Origin of the sequence: Novosphingobium rhizosphaerae, from assembly GCF_050920675.1 — a bacterium.
Lineage (GTDB): Bacteria > Pseudomonadota > Alphaproteobacteria > Sphingomonadales > Sphingomonadaceae > Novosphingobium > Novosphingobium rhizosphaerae.
This window is the reverse complement of record NZ_CP137861.1, coordinates 1,603,325-1,623,069: the sequence shown is the minus strand read 5'-3', so window position 1 is coordinate 1,623,069 and position 19,745 is coordinate 1,603,325. Positions and strand designations below refer to the sequence as shown.

General features: G+C 67.8%; 23 protein-coding genes. 14 read left to right on the top strand and 9 right to left on the bottom strand.

What is annotated here, in order from left to right:
- Positions 1-105 precede the first annotated feature (105 nt).
- Positions 106-1,323 (top strand): SPOR domain-containing protein, encoded by a 1,218-nt coding sequence (locus R9J51_RS07480; protein WP_179506289.1) that lies wholly within the window; start codon positions 106-108, stop codon positions 1,321-1,323.
- 46 nt (positions 1,324-1,369) lie between these two features.
- Entirely contained in the window at positions 1,370-2,641 is a 1,272-nt protein-coding gene (locus R9J51_RS07475) for a DUF418 domain-containing protein (protein WP_179506288.1), read from the top strand.
- On the opposite strand, the gene R9J51_RS07470 is transcribed toward R9J51_RS07475, so the two are convergent.
- Positions 2,613-3,260, bottom strand: a complete 648-nt coding sequence (locus tag R9J51_RS07470; RefSeq protein WP_168553932.1) for a retropepsin-like aspartic protease family protein — start codon at positions 3,258-3,260, stop codon at positions 2,613-2,615. The two genes, R9J51_RS07475 and R9J51_RS07470, sit on opposite strands and share 29 nt — an antisense overlap.
- Before the next feature lie 292 nt (positions 3,261-3,552).
- Here R9J51_RS07470 and R9J51_RS07465 point away from each other — a divergent pair, with 292 nt between their 5' ends.
- Positions 3,553-4,290, top strand: a complete 738-nt coding sequence (locus R9J51_RS07465) for a L,D-transpeptidase family protein (protein WP_432787923.1) — start codon at positions 3,553-3,555, stop codon at positions 4,288-4,290.
- A 34-nt stretch (positions 4,291-4,324) separates the two neighbouring features.
- On the opposite strand, the gene R9J51_RS07460 is transcribed toward R9J51_RS07465, so the two are convergent.
- From R9J51_RS07460 to R9J51_RS07425, 8 genes are all read right to left on the bottom strand, one after another.
- Positions 4,325-5,056, bottom strand: coding sequence for a sigma-70 family RNA polymerase sigma factor (locus tag R9J51_RS07460; RefSeq protein WP_168553930.1), 732 nt, complete (start codon positions 5,054-5,056; stop codon positions 4,325-4,327).
- Positions 5,057-5,102: 46 nt separating this feature from the next.
- Complete coding sequence (locus R9J51_RS07455; protein ID WP_168553929.1) at positions 5,103-7,208, bottom strand: flagellar biosynthesis protein FlhA; 2,106 nt, start codon at positions 7,206-7,208, stop codon at positions 5,103-5,105.
- Positions 7,209-7,214: 6 nt separating this feature from the next.
- Positions 7,215-8,207, bottom strand: coding sequence for a lytic transglycosylase domain-containing protein (locus R9J51_RS07450; protein ID WP_432787986.1), 993 nt, complete (start codon positions 8,205-8,207; stop codon positions 7,215-7,217).
- A 344-nt stretch (positions 8,208-8,551) separates the two neighbouring features.
- Positions 8,552-8,920, bottom strand: coding sequence for a flagellar protein FlgN (locus R9J51_RS07445; protein WP_168553928.1), 369 nt, complete (start codon positions 8,918-8,920; stop codon positions 8,552-8,554).
- Positions 8,917-9,252: a flagellar biosynthesis anti-sigma factor FlgM gene (locus R9J51_RS07440; RefSeq protein ID WP_169473394.1), complete on the bottom strand. Its 336-nt coding sequence runs from the start codon at positions 9,250-9,252 to the stop codon at positions 8,917-8,919. The genes R9J51_RS07445 and R9J51_RS07440 overlap by 4 nt, the downstream gene beginning before the upstream one ends.
- A 119-nt stretch (positions 9,253-9,371) precedes the next feature.
- A complete protein-coding gene (locus R9J51_RS07435; protein WP_179506287.1) occupies positions 9,372-9,926 on the bottom strand; it encodes a flagella basal body P-ring formation protein FlgA in 555 nt (184 codons plus the stop codon).
- Between the two features lie 63 nt (positions 9,927-9,989).
- Positions 9,990-10,457, bottom strand: coding sequence for a hypothetical protein (locus R9J51_RS07430; RefSeq protein WP_179506286.1), 468 nt, complete (start codon positions 10,455-10,457; stop codon positions 9,990-9,992).
- Positions 10,454-11,203: a MotA/TolQ/ExbB proton channel family protein gene (locus R9J51_RS07425; RefSeq protein WP_179506285.1), complete on the bottom strand. Its 750-nt coding sequence runs from the start codon at positions 11,201-11,203 to the stop codon at positions 10,454-10,456. Before R9J51_RS07425 ends, R9J51_RS07430 begins: the two co-directional genes overlap by 4 nt.
- 253 nt (positions 11,204-11,456) lie before the next feature.
- Here R9J51_RS07425 and flgB point away from each other — a divergent pair, with 253 nt between their 5' ends.
- The 11 genes from flgB (at position 11,457) to R9J51_RS07370 (ending at position 19,677) form a co-directional block, all read left to right on the top strand.
- On the top strand, positions 11,457-11,819 hold the full coding sequence (flgB, locus tag R9J51_RS07420) for a flagellar basal body rod protein FlgB (protein ID WP_168553923.1): 363 nt from the start codon (positions 11,457-11,459) through the stop codon (positions 11,817-11,819).
- Between the two features lie 2 nt (positions 11,820-11,821).
- Complete coding sequence (gene flgC / locus R9J51_RS07415; RefSeq protein ID WP_168553922.1) at positions 11,822-12,238, top strand: flagellar basal body rod protein FlgC; 417 nt, start codon at positions 11,822-11,824, stop codon at positions 12,236-12,238.
- 1 nt (position 12,239) lies between these two features.
- A complete protein-coding gene (locus R9J51_RS07410) occupies positions 12,240-12,614 on the top strand; it encodes a flagellar hook capping FlgD N-terminal domain-containing protein (protein WP_179506284.1) in 375 nt (124 codons plus the stop codon).
- Positions 12,615-12,648: 34 nt separating this feature from the next.
- On the top strand, positions 12,649-13,461 hold the full coding sequence (locus R9J51_RS07405; RefSeq protein ID WP_168553920.1) for a flagellar hook-basal body protein: 813 nt from the start codon (positions 12,649-12,651) through the stop codon (positions 13,459-13,461).
- A gap of 15 nt (positions 13,462-13,476) precedes the next feature.
- A complete protein-coding gene (locus R9J51_RS07400; protein ID WP_169473383.1) occupies positions 13,477-14,232 on the top strand; it encodes a flagellar basal body rod protein FlgF in 756 nt (251 codons plus the stop codon).
- A gap of 25 nt (positions 14,233-14,257) precedes the next feature.
- On the top strand, positions 14,258-15,046 hold the full coding sequence (flgG, locus tag R9J51_RS07395; protein WP_168553918.1) for a flagellar basal-body rod protein FlgG: 789 nt from the start codon (positions 14,258-14,260) through the stop codon (positions 15,044-15,046).
- Between the two features lie 21 nt (positions 15,047-15,067).
- Positions 15,068-15,841, top strand: coding sequence for a flagellar basal body L-ring protein FlgH (locus tag R9J51_RS07390; RefSeq protein WP_168553917.1), 774 nt, complete (start codon positions 15,068-15,070; stop codon positions 15,839-15,841).
- 111 nt (positions 15,842-15,952) lie between these two features.
- Complete coding sequence (locus R9J51_RS07385) at positions 15,953-17,047, top strand: flagellar basal body P-ring protein FlgI (protein WP_179506704.1); 1,095 nt, start codon at positions 15,953-15,955, stop codon at positions 17,045-17,047.
- Positions 17,047-17,400 carry a rod-binding protein gene (locus R9J51_RS07380; protein WP_169473381.1) on the top strand — a complete coding sequence of 118 codons (354 nt, stop codon included), beginning with the start codon at positions 17,047-17,049 and terminating at the stop codon, positions 17,398-17,400. Before R9J51_RS07385 ends, R9J51_RS07380 begins: the two co-directional genes overlap by 1 nt.
- Before the next feature lie 5 nt (positions 17,401-17,405).
- A complete protein-coding gene (gene flgK, locus R9J51_RS07375) occupies positions 17,406-18,743 on the top strand; it encodes a flagellar hook-associated protein FlgK (RefSeq protein ID WP_179506283.1) in 1,338 nt (445 codons plus the stop codon).
- Between the two features lie 7 nt (positions 18,744-18,750).
- A complete protein-coding gene (locus R9J51_RS07370; RefSeq protein WP_169473377.1) occupies positions 18,751-19,677 on the top strand; it encodes a flagellin in 927 nt (308 codons plus the stop codon).
- Positions 19,678-19,745 lie beyond the last annotated feature (68 nt).

Sequence of the window (19,745 nt, the reverse complement as noted above, 5' to 3'; positions counted from 1 at the left end):
ACGCCGGCGATGACGATGCAGGAAAACTTGTTTACCATTTTTCACGCAAGACATCTGAGGGGAAACCCGCAAATGGACCGCCTGAGCAAGAGATTCGCATTCGTCATGACTCATTCGCGCATCAAGACCGGTTCTTTTCGCACGGTGACGGCCCTGGCTGTGGCGGCCTCGCTGTTGCCCGCCGCGGCCTGGGCCGACGTGCGCGACGGGGTGAACGCCTGGTCGCGCGGCGATTATGCCGCCGCCGTCAGGCAGTGGCAGGGGCCGGCAGCCAAGGGTGACGCCGACGCGCAGTTCAACATGGGCCAGGCGGCCAAGCTGGGGCGCGGCATGCCCAAGGACATGGCCAGGGCCGAAGACTGGTTTCACAAGGCCGCGCGCCAGGGCCACGCCCGCGCTGCCGACAACTATGGCATCCTGCTGTTCCAGACCGGGCGGCAAAGCGAAGCGCTGCCCTGGCTCAACGCCTCGGCCGACCGGGGCGAACCGCGCGCAATGTATGTGCTGGGTGTGGCCGCGTTCAACGGCGATTTCCAGCCGAAGGACTGGGTGCGCGCCTATGCGCTGATGACGCGCGCGGCGGCCGTGGGCCTGCCCCAGGCGATCGACAGCCTCAAGACGATGAACCAGGTGATCCCGCTGGAACAGCGCCAGATGGGCGCCTCTCTTGCCAGCGACCTGGAAACCCGCACCAGCGAGCAGCGCTCGCGCGAACTGGCGGCGGCCGAATTGGGCGTGAGCGTGCCCGCGGCAGACAGCCCGTCCGCCCCCGCCGCGGCGCCCGTTGCCGTGGCGAGCGCCGCGCCGCCCACGGCGCCCACACCGCGGCCCGGCCCCACGCCTTTGACGCGGGTGGACTTGCCAGCATCGCAGCCGGGAACGCCGGCAGACGGCAATGGCCCGGTCATGGCCGGGGCCAGCTATGCCAATCCGGTGGAAGTGCCGCGCGCAACACCCGCGCCCCGCCCGGCCCCGCCCACGCCACCCGCGCCAAAGCCGGTAACCGCGCCAAAGCCGGCGGCGACAAAGCCGGCACCGGCCAAGCCTGCGTCTGCCCCGCTTCCTGCGGTGGAAAAGACCCCGCGCCCGGCGACGGGCGCCTGGCGCATCCAGTTGGGTGCCTTTGCGCAAAAGAGCAATGCCGACAGCCTGTGGGCGCGCGTGCGCGGCCGGCCGGAAATGGCCGGGCACCCGCGCATCGATCTGGCGCAGGGCGCGGTCACCCGCGTGCTGGCTGGCGGCTTTGCCAGCCAGGCAGAGGCTTCACGCGCATGTGCCGCGCTCAAGGGCGCCGGTGTGGATTGCATCACCCTGAAACCTTGACGGTTTTGGCTTTTCCGCCAGCCGCGCCCGGTGCATGGCGGCGGGGATGACCACGCCCGATCCTGTCTCCCCGGCGCCCTCCCCGCCTGCACGCATCGCCGCGCTGGATTTCCTGCGCGGCTTTGCCGTGCTGGGCATCCTGGCGATCAACATCACCGGGTTCTGGGGACCGCAGCTGGCCAGCCTGAGCCCGGCCCTGCCCCGGCCCGATGGCGCAGGGCTGGGCTGGTTCGTGGTCAGCTTCATGCTGTTCGATGGCAAGATGCGCGGCCTGTTCACGCTGCTGTTCGGGGCCAGCATGGTCCTGTTTGCGCAAAGCGTGGAGCGGCGCGGCCTTTCAAGCGATGTCATGCAAGTGCGCCGCCTGCTGTGGCTGATGTTGTTCGGCTATCTGCATTATGCGCTGCTGTGGTGGGGCGATATCCTGTTCGCCTATGCGCTGTGCGGCCTTCTGGCGCTGGCGCTGCGCCGGCTCGATCCCCGCGCGCTGCTGGCGATTGCCCTGCCGGTCTTCGTGCTGGCCCATGCTTTCGATGCCCTGGCCGCGCTGCCCGCGATTGCCGGTGAGCAGCGCGTGCTGGCCGGCCTGGGCACGCCCGCCGATCGCGCCGCCATGGCCGATATCGCCACGCGCGTGGCGCAATCGCTGGCCGCCGACGCCCAAGTGCTGCACGCCGGCTGGGGCCCGGCGGTGGCACTGCGGGTGATCGGCACGCCCACGTTCCCGATCACCGCCGCGCTCAACACGTTCAGCGAAACCTTCCCGCTGATGCTGATTGGCATGGCTTTGTTCAAATGCGGTTTCTTCACCGCGCGCTGGCCCCGCCGGGCCATGGCGGCCGTTGCGCTGGGCGGCACGGCTCTGGGCGGCGCGGCCACTGCCGCGTTGCTGCTATGGGCCGATCATGCCGGCTGGCCGCCGCAGCTGACCTTTGCCGTCACCACCGACATGGCCGCCCTGCCGCGCCTGGCCATGGCGCTGGGCTATGCCGCGGCGCTGCTGCTGGCCTGGCCGGCGCTGGCCGACCGCGCGCCGGGCCGCGCCATGGCCGCCGCCGGTCGCTGTGCCTTTACCAATTACCTAGGCACCAGCCTGGTGATGAGCGCGCTGTTCTGCGGCTGGGCCGCCGGGCTGGGCTGGGGCAATGCCCATGAAGTGCAGCGCGGCAGCTTGCCGCTGTTCGTGGGGCTGGGCTGGGCGCTGATGCTGGCCTGGCCACAGGCGTGGCTGGCGCGCTTTGGCCAGGGACCATTGGAAGCCCTGTGGCGCCGGCTGACTTTTGCCGGCGTTACACGCTCTGCGGATGGCGCGGGGTAAGGATCAGCACGCCTTCTTCCACCCGCCAGCCTTTCAGGCGGTTGAGAAAATTCATGCCCAGCACGTTGAGACCACCGGTGGTCTCGCTCACGATCACGTCCATGTCGCGCGCCACGATGGAGCCGAACTTCAGCGTTTCGACGCGCGCGGTCTGCGCTTCCACGTCTCCGTTGGCCGTGTGCATCACCACCGGCAGGCGCAGCGGATCAGGCGCAATGCCGGCCTCGCTCGCGCCTTCGGCACAGAGCGTGGTGATCGTGGCCCCGGTATCCACCATGAAGCGGGTGCGCGTGCCGTTCACGTTCGCCTCGATCCAGTAATGCCCGTCGGCCGCAAGGGGCACGCGCACTTCCCCGCCGGAAACCTGCGCTTCGGGCATGCCGATGCTGGGCATGAAGTGCGCGAACGAGGGATCGAGATGGACGAAGCGCAGGCACGCCACCGCCAGCACCGCCACCAGCACCAGGTTGCCGCAAAACCGCATCAACCGCGCCAGCACGCCATGGCCCAATCCAGCCAGGGTTACCAGCACCATGGCCACCAGGGCCGCAGCCAGCAGGGGCGGCGGGCTGGTGAGCCAGGGCGGGAGCGCGCCGAGCAGGGGGGCCGGATCGATCATCGCCGTGCTTGTGGCATAGCCAACCTTGCCCCAAGCTGAAACACGCCGCCCGTCCGCATGATCCTCCCCATCCCCGATGGGGAGGTGTCAGGCGCGATCCAGGCCCCTCCACCACCGCTTCGCGGCGGTCCCCCTCCCCGCAGAGCGGGGAGGATCTTGCAGTGCAACCATTTCGCAACCACGGTGATTAACGATACCGCCATGCTGTGTCCCTAGCCGAGACAGCGTGGCCGCGCGCCTTGGCCGAGACGCGCGCAACGGCTATCGTTTACGCATGAAAGGATCGTCAGGCATGGCGGGAAAGCTGGCGCAGTGGCGCAAGGCGCTATGGCCCACGCGCAAAGGCAGGCCGCAATGGCAGCGCCTGGCGGTGCTGGCCGTGGGCGTCAGCGCCACGGGGCTGGCCATGTTGCTGGCCTTTCACGTGGGACAGGACCTGGCGCGCGCGCTTGCCGGCGATGACGACGCACAGGCCACCCAGCCCGCGGCACTGCTGGCACAGGCCCAACCTGCGCCAACGCCGGCTGCCGCCCCGGCGCCCGCACAGAACGCCGCCGTCGATACACCCTTCGTAGTCAAGTCCGTGCTCAAGATCGACGGCCCCATCCGCTTTGGCCAATTCTATTGGGACGAAAGCCAGGGCGAGCCCGGCCCGGTGGTGATCACGGTGGACCTGACGGCGCGCGTGCTTTCGGTATTTCGCAACGGGCACGAGATCGGCGCCACCGCCATTCTCAAGGGCTATGGCGACAAGCCCACCCCGCTGGGCGTGTTTCCGATCACCCAGAAAGATGCCACCCACGTCTCCAACCTCTATGACGCCCCGATGCCCTACATGCTGCGGCTGACCAACGATGGCGTCTCGATCCACGGGTCCAAGGTGGAAAAAGGCTATGCCACCAATGGCTGCGTCGGCGTGCCCAACGAATTCGCCAAGCGCCTGTTCAAGGTGGCCAGCCTGGGCGACAAGGTGATCATCACCGATGGCAAGCGGCTGGGCGTGGGCGGTTCGATCAACCCGGGGGGCTGACTCGCGGCGCGTTTCCTCCCCGGCACGGGGAGGATCACAGAATTTCGAAGCCGCTGCCCAGGCCGCTACGCAGCTTGTCCAGCGCCTGGGCTTTCAACTGGTGGACGCGCGGCACCGAAACTTCCAGCACTTGCGCGATTTCCGCCAGGTTGAGTTCCTCCACGAAATAGAGCTGGATCACCAGTTGCAGCCGTTCGGGCAGGGCAGCGATCGCGGTGGCCACGATCTGGCGGCTTTCGGCATCGGCGAGTTGGGCAAAGGCATCGGGCCGGTCGTCGGCAAAGGCAGCGTCGCTGTCGGAATAGGCATCGTCGATCGCCTCGATCCGCACCGGTTCGCTCGCCGCGCGCAGTTCGGCCAGTTCCGTGTCTGACAGGCCCAGGGCGCGCGCGAGTTCCGGTTCGGTGGGCATGCGGCCCAGTTCCATGGTCAGCTGGTTGGTCTTTTCCCGCAAGGTGCGGCGCCGATCCGACGAGGTGCGCGAGAGCGGCATCGTGCGCCGCAACAGGTCCACCATCGCGCCGCGCACGCGCAGCTTGGCATAGGCGGCAAAGCCATCCTCAGTGGGGCCCGAATGCTTTTGCGCGCATTCGGTCAGCGCCACCAGGCCGGCCTGGACCAGATCATCGACATCCACCCCCGCATGGCCAGAGCCGTGAACGTGCCAGGCCAGGCGTCGCACCATCGGCAGGAAACGGCGGATGCGGTCGGCGGTGTCGTCACGATAGGCACGCGAGGCGGCAAAGCTGCGGTGATCGTGTTTCATGAAAGCTCGTTTTCTTTTTTGAAGAAGGGGGCAGGTGCAGCAGGGATCAGGCCGCCATCGCTGGCTCTGGCGGCGGCAATTGCGGCGGGCCGGTGGGCGTCTCCTCGCCGATCACGGCCACCACCTCGATCGGCTGGGTGGGCGGCAATTCCGCGATCGACAGCACCAGGCAGGCAGGGGCGCGCTGGCGCATCAGCGCGGCGAGCGCCCGCCGCGCGCGCGGCTGCACGATCAACGCGGGCGAAATCGCGCCTGGCCCGCGCTGCGCGATGATCAGGTTGACGCGCTCGCCGATAGTGCGCGCAAGATCTGGCTCGATCACCGGCTGGCCGGTGACGGGATCGTGCATCCCGCCCACGATCATGCCTTCCAGCTGCGCCGAAAGCGTCAGCACCGGCAGCCGCTCGGCCGGGCCGCACACCCGCGCCACGATCAGCCCGCCCAGTTCGGCGCGCAGCAGGTCCACCAGCTTTTCGTGCTCGGTGGTTTGCAGCACGGCCTGGCTCAACGCCGAGAGGATCGGCAGCGGGTGGGCGATGGTCACCCCGTCTTCCAGCAAGGCGTGGAGCAGACGGGTGAGCGCCGCCAGCGACAGCGGCTGGGGATGCAGCGTTTCCACCAGGCCCGGTGCGCGCTCGCGCACCGCCTCCAGGATCGCGCGCACTTCGTCCGGTCCCAGCAGCAGTTGCGGCCGTTCGCTCAGCAACTGGTTGAGATGGGTGGCGATCACCGTACTGGCGTCCACAGTCAAAAAGCCTTCGGCGATGGCCTGGTCGCGCAAGTGGTTCTCGATCCACAGCGCCGGGCAGCCAAAGCTGGGGTCGCGCGTCGCCTCGCCCATCAGACCGTGATCGGTGCGTGCCTCGCCCGCGTCGATCGCCAGCACGCGATCGGCCCGTACGGTCGCCCCGCCCAGCGGCACCCCGCCCAGCATGATGCGATAATCGTTGGGGCCAAGGTCCAGGCTGTCGCGCACGCGGAACTGCGGCACGACAAAGCCGAACGCCTGGCTCAACTGCTTGCGCACCCCGGTGATCCGGGTGACCAGCGGCGAACCGCGCCGCTCGTCCACCAAGTGCACCAGGCCATAGCCCAGCTCGATGGTGACAAGCGTATGGTCGCTCACTTCCTCCAGCGTGATGCGCGCAGGGTCGCTCGGCGGCGCTTCGGGTTCGAGCACCGGCTCGGGGCGGCGTGCGCGCTGGCGCAGGGCCCACCACAGCCAGCCCGCGCCCGCCGCAGCGGGCAGGAATACCGTTTGCGGCATGGCGGGAATGGCGCCGATCGCGCCCAGGATCACCGCCACGGGCAGCCAGGTCGAGGGGTTGGCAAACTGGTGGCCGATCTGGCCGGCCAGGTCGCGCGTGTCCGAAACGCGGGTGACGATCACCGCCGCCGCGATCGACAGCAGCAAGGAGGGCACTTGCGCCACCAGCGCGTCGCCCACCGCCAGGGTGACATAGCGTTGCGCCGCTTCGCCCGCGCTCAAGCCATGGGTGATCATGCCCAGGCAAAAGCCGGCCAGGATATTGACGCCCAGGATCAGCAGCGCGGCGATCGCATCGCCCTTCACGAACTTGCTGGCGCCGTCCATCGCACCATAGAAATCCGCTTCGGTCGAAACCTCGCGGCGGCGGGACTTGGCCTCGTCGGCGCTCATCAGCCCGGCCGCCAGATCGGCATCGATCGCCATCTGCTTGCCCGGCAAGGCATCCAGGGTGAAGCGGGCGGACACTTCCGAAACGCGGCCCGCACCCTTGGTCACGACCACCAGGTTGATGATCATCAGGATCATGAACACGAACAGGCCGACGGCGAAATTGCCGCCCACCAGGAACGCGCCGAACGCCTCGATCACGTGGCCCGCCGCCGCTTCGCCCTCATGCCCGCGCACCAGCACGATACGGGTGGACGCCACGTTGAGCGCCAGGCGCAGCAGCGTGGCAAACAGCAGGACGGACGGGAAAGAACTGAAATCCAGCGGTTTTTCCGCGTTCATCGCCGCCATCAGGATCGCCACCGACAAGGCGATATTGAGGACGAAGAACATGTCGAGCAGCATCGAGGGAAGCGGCACGATCATCAGCACGATGAGCATGAGGATGCCGGCCGGAAGGGCCATGGCACCGGGCGAGCCAAATCGCTTGAACATGGTGGGTTAGAGCCCCATCGCCTTGAGCCGACCATAGGCGCGGGCCACGTGGCCGCTACCCGGCGTGCCGCTGCCCGCCAGGGCAAACGTGTCGCGCAGGGTATCGGCCATCGACGTGTGGCCCCCATTGCCGGCCGCACCACCGCTGGCCTGGCCTGCGGCAGCCGCGGCCTGCTGGAATTCCTGCGCTACCGGGCCGCCGGTATAGCTTTGCCGCCCCGCGCCCAGATCGGGTGCGCCTGAAGGCAGGTTGGCCCAGGGGCCATCCAGCCCGGACAGATCGCCATAGGGCATGGTGGCCAGCGGCCATTGCCCCGATAGCGGCGCTCCAGGCAATGCCGGCAGGCCGCCCGCGTCACTGCCGGCCGCCTCCAACCGGCTGCGCAGCAGCGCCATCACCGCGCCCAGCGAACGCGCCGCGCCGCTACGGTCGTAGAAAATCGTGCGATTGGCTGCGGCCGCCTTGGGCAGCAGCGCAGCGGCACTGGCCTCGGGATTGCCGGCAAGGCCGGCAAGGAACCGGGACGCGCCATCCGCACCCAGGAAATGCGCGAGATAAAGCTCGGCATTGTCGGGATCACGGCCCAGCGTGGTGGCCAGGGCCGCCCGGTTGTCGTTGGCCAGGTCACCGGCCATCAGCGCGGAAAGCTGCGGATCATGGCGCAGCGCCAGCAATTGGCTGCGTAGCGCCGGGTTGCTGGCGGCATCGTCCACCGCATCGCCAGCCCAATCCAGGCCATGATCGGCGCCGTGGCGAGCCAGGGTTTTGAGCCAGGTCTGCCCGGTGAACTGGTAGAGGCCAGCCGCGCTCGACGTGCGGGCGCGAGCACGGGGATCGAGCCCGGATTCCAGCCGCGCCTGGGCCAGCAGATAGCCGAAGTCCACGCCCGTGGCATTGGCCGCATTGGCAATGGCGGCATGCACCGGGCTGGCGGTTGCCGCGCTGGCCGCGATCGTGCCGATTGCCGGATCGGCAAGGCTCGCGGCAGAAGTTTGCACTGAACTCAACGCCCGTATCCTTGTGCTGGCGGCAGCACGCCCTGGTTGGCCTGCCGCGACAAGGATGGTTCAGCAAAGGTCGTGCCAGTTTCGCATTCCTGGGACGGATTCCCTCATTCTCAACGATTTGCCGCGCAAAAAAGCGCCGCGTGCCGGCCCTGAAAGGGCAACGGCACGCGGCGCCGGAGAGGATTTGCCGGTTTGCCGGCACAGCCCTTGGCCGCGCCGGCAAACCGATGATCTAGAGCGCGATCGACTTTGACTGCGTCAAAGCCGGCGCTCTACCATTTTGATTTGCCGCATTTTCCGAGTCGGCAGGTGATTCCACCTGCCTTGAAAATGCTCTAGCGCACCCGGGCGGTGCGGGCGTGATGGGCCCGCACTTCGCCAGCGCGGGCGCGATAGATCGCAGGAGCGCCGGTCAACGCATCGAGCCGGGCGGCCACATTGGCGGCAATCAGGTTGCGCACGCGGCGGTTCGCTTCATTGAGGCGCCGCGCGGCATCGACCATGCCGCGGCATTCCTCGTCGATCGCATCGGTGGCCACCGCTTCCAGACGGCTGCACAGGGCCGCCTTGTCCACCGCGCACCCCATGATCGCATCCATATCCAGGCCGGCTAGGGCCAGGCGTTCGTCATTCAGCACGGCAATCATCTGGCCCAGGGCCTGGCGCAGATCGTTGGGATGGCAAATCGGTGCGTCAACGGTCATTGGGGGGTCCTCAGCAGCATGCCGGCGGCAATCATGGCATCGGCGATCTGGGCGGGGATCACCGGATAGTGGCCTTCCTCGATCGCCTTGCGGATCTGGGCAACGCGATCGCTACTCACCGGCACATCGCCGGCGCGAGTGGCGCCGCTGGTGGCGACGGTGGCAGATGCGGCGCTGGCGATCGCGGCCGGCGCAGACGGCGCGGCAGTGGCCGCGGCGCTTGGGCTGGCGGGCGCTTCGGCAACGGCCTGGGGCGCCGCCGTATCGGCAGTGGCGATCTTGACCTGGACCGCACCAACCGGCCGCGACGGTCCGATTTCGATGTTGGACATGGTCGAGCTCCTCGGGGGTTATGCCGGGAAGAACGGCGCCGGTCCGGAGAGTTTAAGGCCATGCGGCGGAATTTTGCCGGATGCGCTGGGGATGCCTGATCCCATGCGCCGGGCGGGCTTCAATCCACCGGCACTTCCACCAGGCCGGGGCGCACCACGCGTCCGCGCAGGGCATCGCTGCGTCCGGCCTTGGCAGGATCGGTGCGCACGCGGATCCAGCCGCCCAAGGGGCCGGCATCCATGGCTTCGCCGCCCTGCTCCACCGAAAAGCCATCGCCAACCATGGCGATCGTCACCGCCTCGCCGCGCTGCACCACGGGCGGTGCGGGGGTGGCGGCCGCCTCGGCCCGCGCCGCGGCCACGGGCACGAACAGGCGCCAACCGCCCGCATCGGGGCAGCGCACCAAGACGCTGTCGTGCGCAGCGGCCCGCCAACCCAGCGCCAGCGGCGCCGTGCACGCCACCAGGCGCAAGCGGCGGTCGACTGGCTGGGCCGCGCCACCGGGCACGCCGATGGCGCGGCCGGTAAACTGGGCCACGGCCTGGTCGATCGCGGCCATATCGGCAAAGCGGGTGGCCGGCGCGCGCGCCACCTGGGCCTGCGCCACGGCGGAAACGGCAAGCGAGACGGCAAGACTGGCGGCAAGAACGGGCCGGAACGGGGCAGCGGGCATGGAGCTTTTCCTGAAACGAGGCGGATTGCCCGGATTTCAGCAAAAGCCATGCCATTTCCTGCCTCACAGGCTTTCCTCGTCATAGCCCAGCGCCACGCTGGCGCCGGGCTGTGCCCCCGGTTCCACCACCACGCGGGCACTGCCGGCACGCGGGCCGGCGGTGCGGGCAAGGCGCGCGGCCTGCTCCAGCGCTGCCTCGCGCGCGGATTGCGGGTTGGCTGACCGGGCGCCATAGCGCACCACGATCGACAGGCGCAGGCGCGGGTCGGCGGCCTGGTCGGCCAGCCACTGCGCCAGCGGCGGTGCGCCGGGGCCATCGCGCCAAACCCCCACCGGCTCTGCCTGCTGCGAGGGCGCCACGGGATGCGGCGGGGGCGGCGGCGGTGCGCGCAAGGGCGCGGCCTGGGCCTTGACCGCCGCTGGCGCCGGCCCTTCCGCCACGGAGAGGGCCGAAGCGCAGATCATGAACAGGATCAGCGCCAGATCGGCCAGGATGGTCTGCCATCCCGTCTGCCCGGGCCGCGCAATCATGCCACTTCGCGCGGATCGTGGGGGGGTGACCCGATCGGCCGCGTGCCCTCGGCCAAGGGGGGTGCGGCCACGGGATAAGGCGCGTGGGTGCCGTGTGGCGCCTGGGGCGTGCTGCGATGCCGATCGGGGCAAGCCGGGCCGACCTGGCGCGTCAGCCAGGCCATGACCTCGGCACGCGCCTCCTCCTCGGCCTGAGAGGCGCGCTCCACCGCGCGGCCCAGCGGCCCCATGACGATATGCGCCAGCAGCAGGCCATACAGCGTGGTCAGCACCGACATGGCAATGGCGCCGATGAAATTGCCGTGGGCCAGGCTCTCTACCTTGAGCTGGCTGAGCGCCACAAGCGTTCCGGCAAGGCCGAACACGGGCGAGAGATCCGCCGCCTGGGCCAGGGTGCGCGCCGCCGCCGTGGCGCGACGCAGGCGCGTGCGACGCCAGGCTTCGTGCTGTTCGATCAAGCCATCGAGCGACCGGGTGCGCAGCAAGGCCGTGGTGGCGGAATCGAATTCGCGATCGGCCAGCCGGCGCGGATTGGCGCGGATCACACCGTCCTGGCGGATCAGCGCCACTTCATGCGCCAGTTCGGCGCGCATGGCATCGGCATCGAAGCCGGGGCGCAGCAAAGCCACCACGGCACGCAGCGCGGTCATGCTGTCGCGCCAGCCGCAACGCAGCACGGTGCCCACCAGCGTGCCGCCAACGACGATCACGGCCGATTGGCCATCGAACAGGTGGGTCGGATCCATCGGCACCTTGTCTTTCGTGAAACTCGGGTTTTTCGCGAAACCTTTGGCGGCAAGGACGGCAGGGACCGCCACGCTTTCAGGGCGGGCGGCAGCGCCTGCCGTCGATCGGCAAGCGCGATCGGCAAGGGCTTGCCGCGCCAACGCCGGCCGGCCGCCCCGGAACGCCGCGTTTGCGGGTCTTGCGGCAATTGGCACGCCCCTTGCTAAACCATCGGCATCGTTTGTTTGCCCAAGGAAAGCGAGAGCACGACCGATGAGCGAGAGTGCATCAACCGATGGCCTGTTCGGCATCCACGGCGCCGCGCTGGAACTGCGCGCCACGCGCCTGGGCCTGCTGGCCTCCAACATCGCCAACGCCGCCACCCCCGGGTACAAGGCGCGCGACATCGATTTCGGCGCCGCGCTCAAGGCACGCCTTGCCGGCGCCAGCCAGGGCCAGGCCGAAGCGGGCGCCACGCTCTATCGCGTGCCGGTGATGCCCAGCCTCGATGGCAACACGGTAGAACTGGCCACGGAACAGACCGCCTTTGCCGAAAACGCGGTAGGCTATTCGGCCACTCTGGAATTCATCAAGGGCCGCGTGGGCGAAGTGACCCGCGCGCTCAAGGGTGATTGACCATGGCGGGCAACGGCAATTCCCCCCTCACCCTGTTCGGCGTGACCGGCCGCGCCATGTCGGCCCAGCTGGTGCGGATGAACGCAGCGGCATCGAACCTGGCCAACGCGGGCAACGTCGCCAGCAGCGACGCGGCGGCCTATCGCCCGCTGCGCCCCGTTTTTGCCGAAGAGCTCGATCGCCGTACCGGCCTTTCCACGGTCAAGGTCCAGGGCGTCTACCGCACCGACACCACCGCCGTGCGCACCCACGATCCCGACAATCCACTGGCAGACGCCAACGGCGATGTCTGGACCGCCCCGGTCGATGAGAACGCCGAGATGGTCGAGATGATGGAAGCCAGCCGCCAATACCAGAACGTGGTGGAGGCGATGCAGACCGCCAAGCAGCTGATGCTCGATACGATGAGGATGAAGTGACATGACCACCGTAACATCAACCAGCGCAACCACCGGTTCCTCCAGCACGGCCAAGACCGGTTGGGCCAGCCTTGGCGCCACCGATTTTCTCAAGATGCTGACCGCGCAGCTGCAGAACCAGGACCCCACCTCGCCGGTGGACAACACCCAGATGGTGGCGCAGCTCGCGCAGTTTTCCTCGCTGTCGAACTCGACGGAGATGAACAGCACGCTCACCGACATTTCCGACAAGCTCGATCAGCTCAATTCCGCCAACGCTTCGAACAGCCAGATCGCCGCGACGCTGCAGACGATTTCGCAGCAACTCGCCGCGATCAGCGCCGCGCAGACGGCGGCGTCTACCTCCGGCACGGCAGCCATCACGGCAACTGCCTGACCCTCCCTCCCCCAACCGACAGGAAAACCAGCCCATGTCGTTCTACACGTCGCTCAACGGCATCAAGAATGCGCAGACCGATCTCAACGTGGTCAGCAACAACATCGCCAACTCGGAAACCAACGGCTTCAAGAAAAGCACCGTCAGCTTTGCCGACGTGGTCGCCGGCACGGCCTTTACCAACCCGCGCCTGATCGAAGGGATCGGTGCCAAGGTCGAGGCGATCACCCAGAACTTCAAGCAGGGCGCGCTCGATTCCACCGGCTCCTCGCTGGACCTGGCAGTCAGCGGCGATGGGTTCTTTACCGTGGTTTCGCCCTCCACCGGCCAGACGATGTACACCCGCAATGGCGCGTTCCAGATGGATTCGGGCGGCTATGTCACCGATGCCCAGGGCAATCGCGTGCAGATGTTTCCCACCGACTCCACCGGCGCCGTGACCAGCACGACGATGACCGACGCTCTGGTGCCTACAACCAATGCCGCCGGATCGGAATTTGCCGGATTCACGGTTTCGGAAAACGGCAATGTCGCGGCCAGCTATGCCGATGGCTCGAACACCATCATCGGCAAGATCGGCCTCGCCACGTTCCTCAACGCGCAAGGGCTGCGCCAGCAGGGTTCGGCCAATTGGACCGCCACCAACCTGTCCGGCCTCGCCAACTATGGCGAGCCCACCAACGGCCAGTACGGCAAGTTGATGTCGGGCTATCTCGAACGCTCCAACGTGGAAGTGTCGGACGAACTCGTCGGCCTGATCGTGGCGCAGCGCGCCTACCAGGCCAACGCCAAGGCGATCGACACAGCCACCCAGGCCACCCAGGCCATTCTCAACCTGCGCAGCTAAGGGGGGTAACCGGCCATGGACCGGCTGATCTACACCGCCTATTCCGGCATGGCCGGGTCGATGGTGCGCCAGCGCGTGATCGCCAGCAACATGGCCAACGCGCAGACCATCGGCTTTCGCCAGGAAATGCTCAGCGCCACGCCGATCACGCTCAAGGGCCAAGCGCTCGAAGCGCGCGCGATGACGCAAGGCTATGTGCAGGGGTCCAGCAGCAAGCAAGGTGCCACGATCGCCACCAGCAACCCGCTCGACGTGGCGCTCAGCGGCGACACCATGCTGGCGGTGCAGGCCGAGGACGGCAGCGAGGCCTATACCCGGCGCGGCGATCTGACGATCACCGCCGATGGCGTGCTGCAAAACGGCGATGGGCGGCCGGTGATCGGCGATGGGGGGCCGATCACCGTGCCCACGGGCACGATCGTGACCATCGCGCCCGATGGCAGCGTGATGGCCGCCGACCCGCAGAACCCTTCCACCCCGCCCCAGGTCGTTGCCCGCATCAAGCTGGTTTCGACGGCGGGCAGCCAGGTGGGCAAGGGGCTGGACGGGCTGTTCCACGTGACCGGCGCCAACAACACCATGGGCACCCTGCCGCAAGACGAGGAAGCCCGCCTCACCCCCGGCGCGCTGGAGCAATCCAACGTCGATCCCACCCAGGTGATCGTGGAAATGGTCGAAGCCCAGCGCCTGTTCGAAATGCGCACCAAAGTGGCCTCCACCGCGCGCGAGGTGGACGAGAAATCCGCGAGCCTGATGCGCCTGAACACCTGAAAAATCCAATCGGAGAGATCCTGCCATGCCCAGTTCCGCCCTGCACGTCGCCCGCACCGGCCTGGAAGCCCAGGACACGCGGATGCGCGTGATCGCCAACAACCTGGCCAACGTCAGCACCACCGGCTTCAAGCGCGATCGCGCCAATTTCGCCACGCTCGCCTATCAGGACACGCGCGTGGCCGGGCAGCAATCGTCCAACGAAACCGCCTATGCCACGGGGCTCAACCTGGGCACCGGGGTTTCGCTTCAGGGCACCGCGCGGATGGAAAACCAGGGCCAGTTGCAAAGCACGGGCAATGCGCTCGACCTGGCGCTTGATGGCGACGGCTTTTTCCAGGTGACGCTGCCCGGTGGCCAGTTGGCCTATACCCGCGCGGGCAATTTCAGCCGGTCATCGGAAGGCACGCTCGTCACTTCGCAAGGCTATGCCCTGCAGCCGGCGGTCACCGTGCCCGAAGGCGCCAGCGCCATCACCGTGGCGCAGGACGGCACCGTGACGGCCACGCTGCCCGGCGCCACCGAGGCGACCACGCTGGGCCAGATCACCATTGCCAGCTTTGCCAATCCGCAGGGCCTCAAGGCCATTGGCGACAACTTCCTGGTGGAAACCGGCGCCAGCGGCGCGGCCCAGGTGGGCAATGCGGGCGATGCCGGGCGCGGCCATATCCAACAGGGCTATCTCGAAGCGTCCAACGTCAACGTCGTGGAAGAGCTGGTCGACATGATCGAGTGCCAGCGCGCCTACGAGATCAATTCCAAGATGATCTCGGCCATCGACGACATGCTCAAGAACGCCAACCAAACGCTGTAAGGCGGGAAAGCGCTGATCTGTATGGATTCCCCTTTCGACGCCCTGTTCGACAAGGCCCTGCGCACCGAACGGCTGCGCGGACTTTCCCGCACCGGTCTGGCGCCCCGCCCCGGTCTGGGCCTCAAACTGCTGGCCGTTCTGGCCGTACCGGCGCTGATCACCGCCGCCATGCTGGTGGCGGCCCAGCCGGCCAAGGCGCGCAATCGCCCGGGCGCGGGCTTTGACCCGACCTTGCCGGCCGCCGGCACGCCCAAGCCTGCCGATGGCAGCATTCTCAACCTGGCCAATGGCTATGCCGGCCTGGTGGAAGGCGCGCGTGCCCATGCCGTGGGAGACAGCTTGGTCATCGTGCTGGCCGAACAGCTCACCACGTCGAAATCGGCGGCCAGCAAGACGGCCAAGTCGTCCTCGTTCACGTTTACCCCGCCCAACAAGGGGCCGCTGTCGATCCTGTCGCAGAACGGCATCAACAATTCGGGCGCCAGCGCCTTTTCCGGCACCGGCAATGCCTCGCAGACCAGCACGCTGGGCGGCGAGGTTTCGGTGACGATCGCGCAATTGCGCCCCAACGGCACCGCGCTGGTCAAAGGCGAAAAGCGGCTGACGTTGAGCCAGGGCCAGGAATGGGTGCAGGTTTCGGGGATCGTGCGCCTGGCCGATATCGACACCACAAACCGCATCCAGTCGGGCCAGGTGGCCGATGCGCGCATCACTTATGCCGGCAACGGCGATGTCAGCCGCGCCGCGCGCCAGGGTTGGCTCACCAAGTTCTTCAACCTTGTCAGCCCGTTCTAGGCCTTCATCATGATCATGGAATTTCCCTTTGCGGCCGATCTGGCGGCTGCCGCGCTCGCCGGCCTTGCCGTGCGTCCGCTGTTGCGCCGCCGCATCCTTCGCCCCGGCCCGATGCTGCTGGTGCTGGCGGCCGCCATGGCCACCCTGCCGGTGCTGGCCCAGGCCGCCCATGCCGAGCGCGTGCGCGATCTGGGCGAATTCCAGGGCGTGCGCTCGAACCAGCTCACCGGCTATGGCATCGTCGTGGGCCTGGCCGGCACGGGGGACGACAACCTGGAATACCTGACGCAGGCCATGCGCGGGGTGTCCGGGCGACTGGGCGTGCAATTGCCGGCCGGCGTGGCGCCTGGGCTCAAGAACGCCGCGGCGGTGATGGTCACGGCCGATCTGCCGGCCTTTTCCAAGCCGGGCCAGCGCATCGACGTGACGGTTTCCACCATCGGCAAGGCCAAGTCGCTGCGCGGCGGCGCGCTGGTGCTGGCCCCACTTTATGGTGCCGACGGGCAGATCTATGCCATGGCCCAGGGCAACCTGGCCGTGGGCGGCCTGGGCATCACGGCCAAGGATGGCTCGCAACTGACCGTCAACGTGCCCACCGTCGGCCGCATCGCCGAAGGCGCCACGGTGGAACGGGCAGTCGATACCGGGTTCGATAGCGCCGACGTGCTGCGCTGGAACCTGTTCGACGCCGATTTCCTCAACGCTGCACGCGTGCGCGATGCGATCAACACCAAGTTTCCCAAGACCGCGAGCGTGGAGGATGGGGTAACCCTGGCCCTGCGCCTGCCCAGCGGCGCCGATGCCCGCGCCAGCGCGATGGCCGCGATCGAGGCGATCGAAGTGAACCCGGCCGAAGCCGCCGCCAAGGTGATCGTCAACAGCCGCACCGGCACGGTGGTGATCAACAGCGCGGTGCGCCTGTCACCCGCCGCGATCAGCCACGGCAAGCTGGTGGTGAAGATCGACGAGAAGCCGCGCGTGTCGCAACCCGGCCCGTTCTCCAACGGGCAGACCGCCGTGGTGCCCAACAGCCAGATCAGCGTGACCGAGGAAGGCAACCACGTGGCCCTGTTCAAGCCCGGCGCCTCGCTCTCTTCGCTGGTCAATGCCCTTAATAAATTGGGCGTTTCGCCGTCCGACCTGGTGGCGATCCTTGAAGCGCTCAAGCAAGCCGGCGCCCTCAAGGCCGAAATGGTGGTGATCTGATGACTGCGCAATCGCTCAATTCCGCTGCCGTATCGGGCACTTCGGCCGCATCGGCGCCGATCGACCGGGCCGCGCTGCGCAAGGCCGCACAGGGGTTCGAAGCCATGTTCCTGCGCCAGATGCTCAGCACTGCGCGCAATACCGACCTGGGTGGAGACGATCTGTTCGGCAAGAAACAGGACGATACCTTTACCCAGATGCGCGATGAACGCTTTGCCGAAATCGCCGCGCAAGCCGGTACCCTGGGCCTGGCTGCCCGGCTGGAAAGCCAGCTCGCGCAGGCAGCCGGCCAGAGCGCCGCTGCCACGGGCCCCGGCGCCAATAGTGGCACCAGCACTGGCAAGGGAGCCTGATCGCCATGGCATCCGATCTTCTGTCCATCGCCCGCAGCGCCACCCGCGCCGCGCGCATCCAGCTCGACGTGACGGCCCAGAACATCGCGAACGCGGGCACCGAGGGCTATGTCCGGCGCAGCGTTTCCACCGAAGAGGTGATGACGCCCGGCTATGTCGCCAACAATCGCGACGTGTCGCTTTCGGGCGTGCGCGTCACCGGGGTGCAGCGCAATGCCGATTCCTTTCGCCAGGCCGAAGTGCGCCGCACCAGCGCCGATACCGCGCGGGTCGATACCGAAGTCACCGGCCTTGAAGACGTGCAGGCCGCGCTGGAGGACCCGGGCATCTATTCGGCCATCACCGGCTTTGAAACCGCACTGACCCAGTTGGCGCAAAGTCCCACCGATACGCCGCTGCGCGCCTCGGTGATCGCGGCGGCGCAGACCATGACCAACAGTTTCAACATCGCCTCGAACCAGCTCGATGCCGTGGCTACGGGCCAGCAGACCGGCGCGGCCGATGGCGTCACCCAGGTCAACACGCTGTCGGCCGAACTGGCCAAGGTGAATGGCCGGCTATCGCGCATGGCCGATGCCACCAGCGATCGCACCGGGCTGATGGACCAGCGCGACATGCTGCTGCAGAAGCTATCGGGCTATGCCGATATCGCCACCAGCTTTGCCAGCGACGGCACGGTGGGGGTGACGCTGGGCGGCACCTCGGGCGCGCCGCTGGTGACCGGCAACACCGCGCAGACCCTGGCCATGACCACGGCCAGCGACGGGACGATCAGCTTCACCGTGGCAGCCGGCGCGGTGACGCTGTCGGCCGGCTCGCTCGCGGGGCAGCAGCAGGTCTTGCTGCGGGTGGCCGATGTGCACAGCCAGCTCGACGATCTGGCCCAGACCGTGATCGACACGGTCAACACCGCGCAGGGCAATGGCGCCGCGCTGAACGGCAGTGCCGGCGCCGCCCTGCTTTCGGGCACCGGCGCGGCAGATATGGCGCTGACGACCACCGATGGCAGCGCCATCGCCACCGCTGCCGCGGGCGCCGCGGCCAACAGCCGCGACACCACCAACCTGACCGCCTTGCGCAACGCGCTGACCAGCGCCGATCCGGCCGGCACGATGGACAACCTGCTGTACCAGACCTCGGCCACGGTCCAGGCGCGCACCACCACGCGCGATGCGCTCAAGACCATCTCCGATGCTGCCAAGACCGCGCTTTCGGCCCAGGCCGGCGTCGATCTCGATACCGAAGCGATCAACCTGACCCGGTTCCAGCAAGCGTTCCAGGCCTCTGGCCGGGTCATGCAGGTTGCCAGCAACCTGTTCGACACCATCCTCGCAATCAAGTAGGCCCATTATGTCCACCAGCGTCTCGACCACGACTTCCGCCTTTTACGAGCGGTCTTCGCTCGACCTGACCAGCCTGCGTGCCCAGATGGAGCAGGTGCAGACCCAGATATCGAGCGGCAACCGCCTGGCGGCTTCGTCCGACGATCCGCTGACCGCCTCGCGCCTGCGCAACCTGCAGCGCCAGGACGCCATCTCCAAGGTCGATGCCGGATCGGCAAACCGCGCCACGGCCGATCTGAACCTCACGGATTCGGCGATGACCGAGATGATCAACTCGTTGCAGCGCGCACGCCAGCTGGCCAACCAGGCCGCCACCGGCACGCTGTCCAACGCCCAGCGCACCAGCATCGGCAACGAACTGGTTGAACTGCGCAACAACCTGGTTTCGCTGGCCAACACGCGCGACAGCGCGGGCAATGCGCTGTTCGGCGGCGATGCTTCTGGCGATGCCTATAGCGTGGACGCCACCACCGGGGTGGTCAGCTATGTCGGCAGCGGCAGCGCGGGCAGCCTGGAACTGGGCGATGGGCAAAGCGTCAAGCGCAGCCTGACCGGGCCGGAATTCCTCAATTTCAGCACCGGCACCACCAGCACCGACGTGTTTGCCGCGCTCAAGGCCATCACCGACGCGATCAGCGCCGGTGGCAGTGGCGCGCAAAGCGCGGCAAGCACCGCGCTTACCACGCTCGACGATGCGATCACCTCGGTATCCACCGGGCAGACCGTGGTGGGTGCGCGCCTGTCGTGGATCGACCTCAACACCGAGCGGCAGACCACGATGAGCGAGGCGCGCAGCCAGGACCAGAGCACGCTGGGCGCCACCGATATTCCCACCGCCTATACCCGGCTGCAGGAACTGGCCACCGTGCTCCAGGCCAGCCAGGCCAGCTTCACCAAGATATCCGGCCTGTCGCTGTTCAACATGATGTCCTGAAAGCCGGCGCGCTTGCGCCGTTCTGCAATGCAGCACGGCGCAAGCAGCGCCTTTGGCCCTCACGGTTT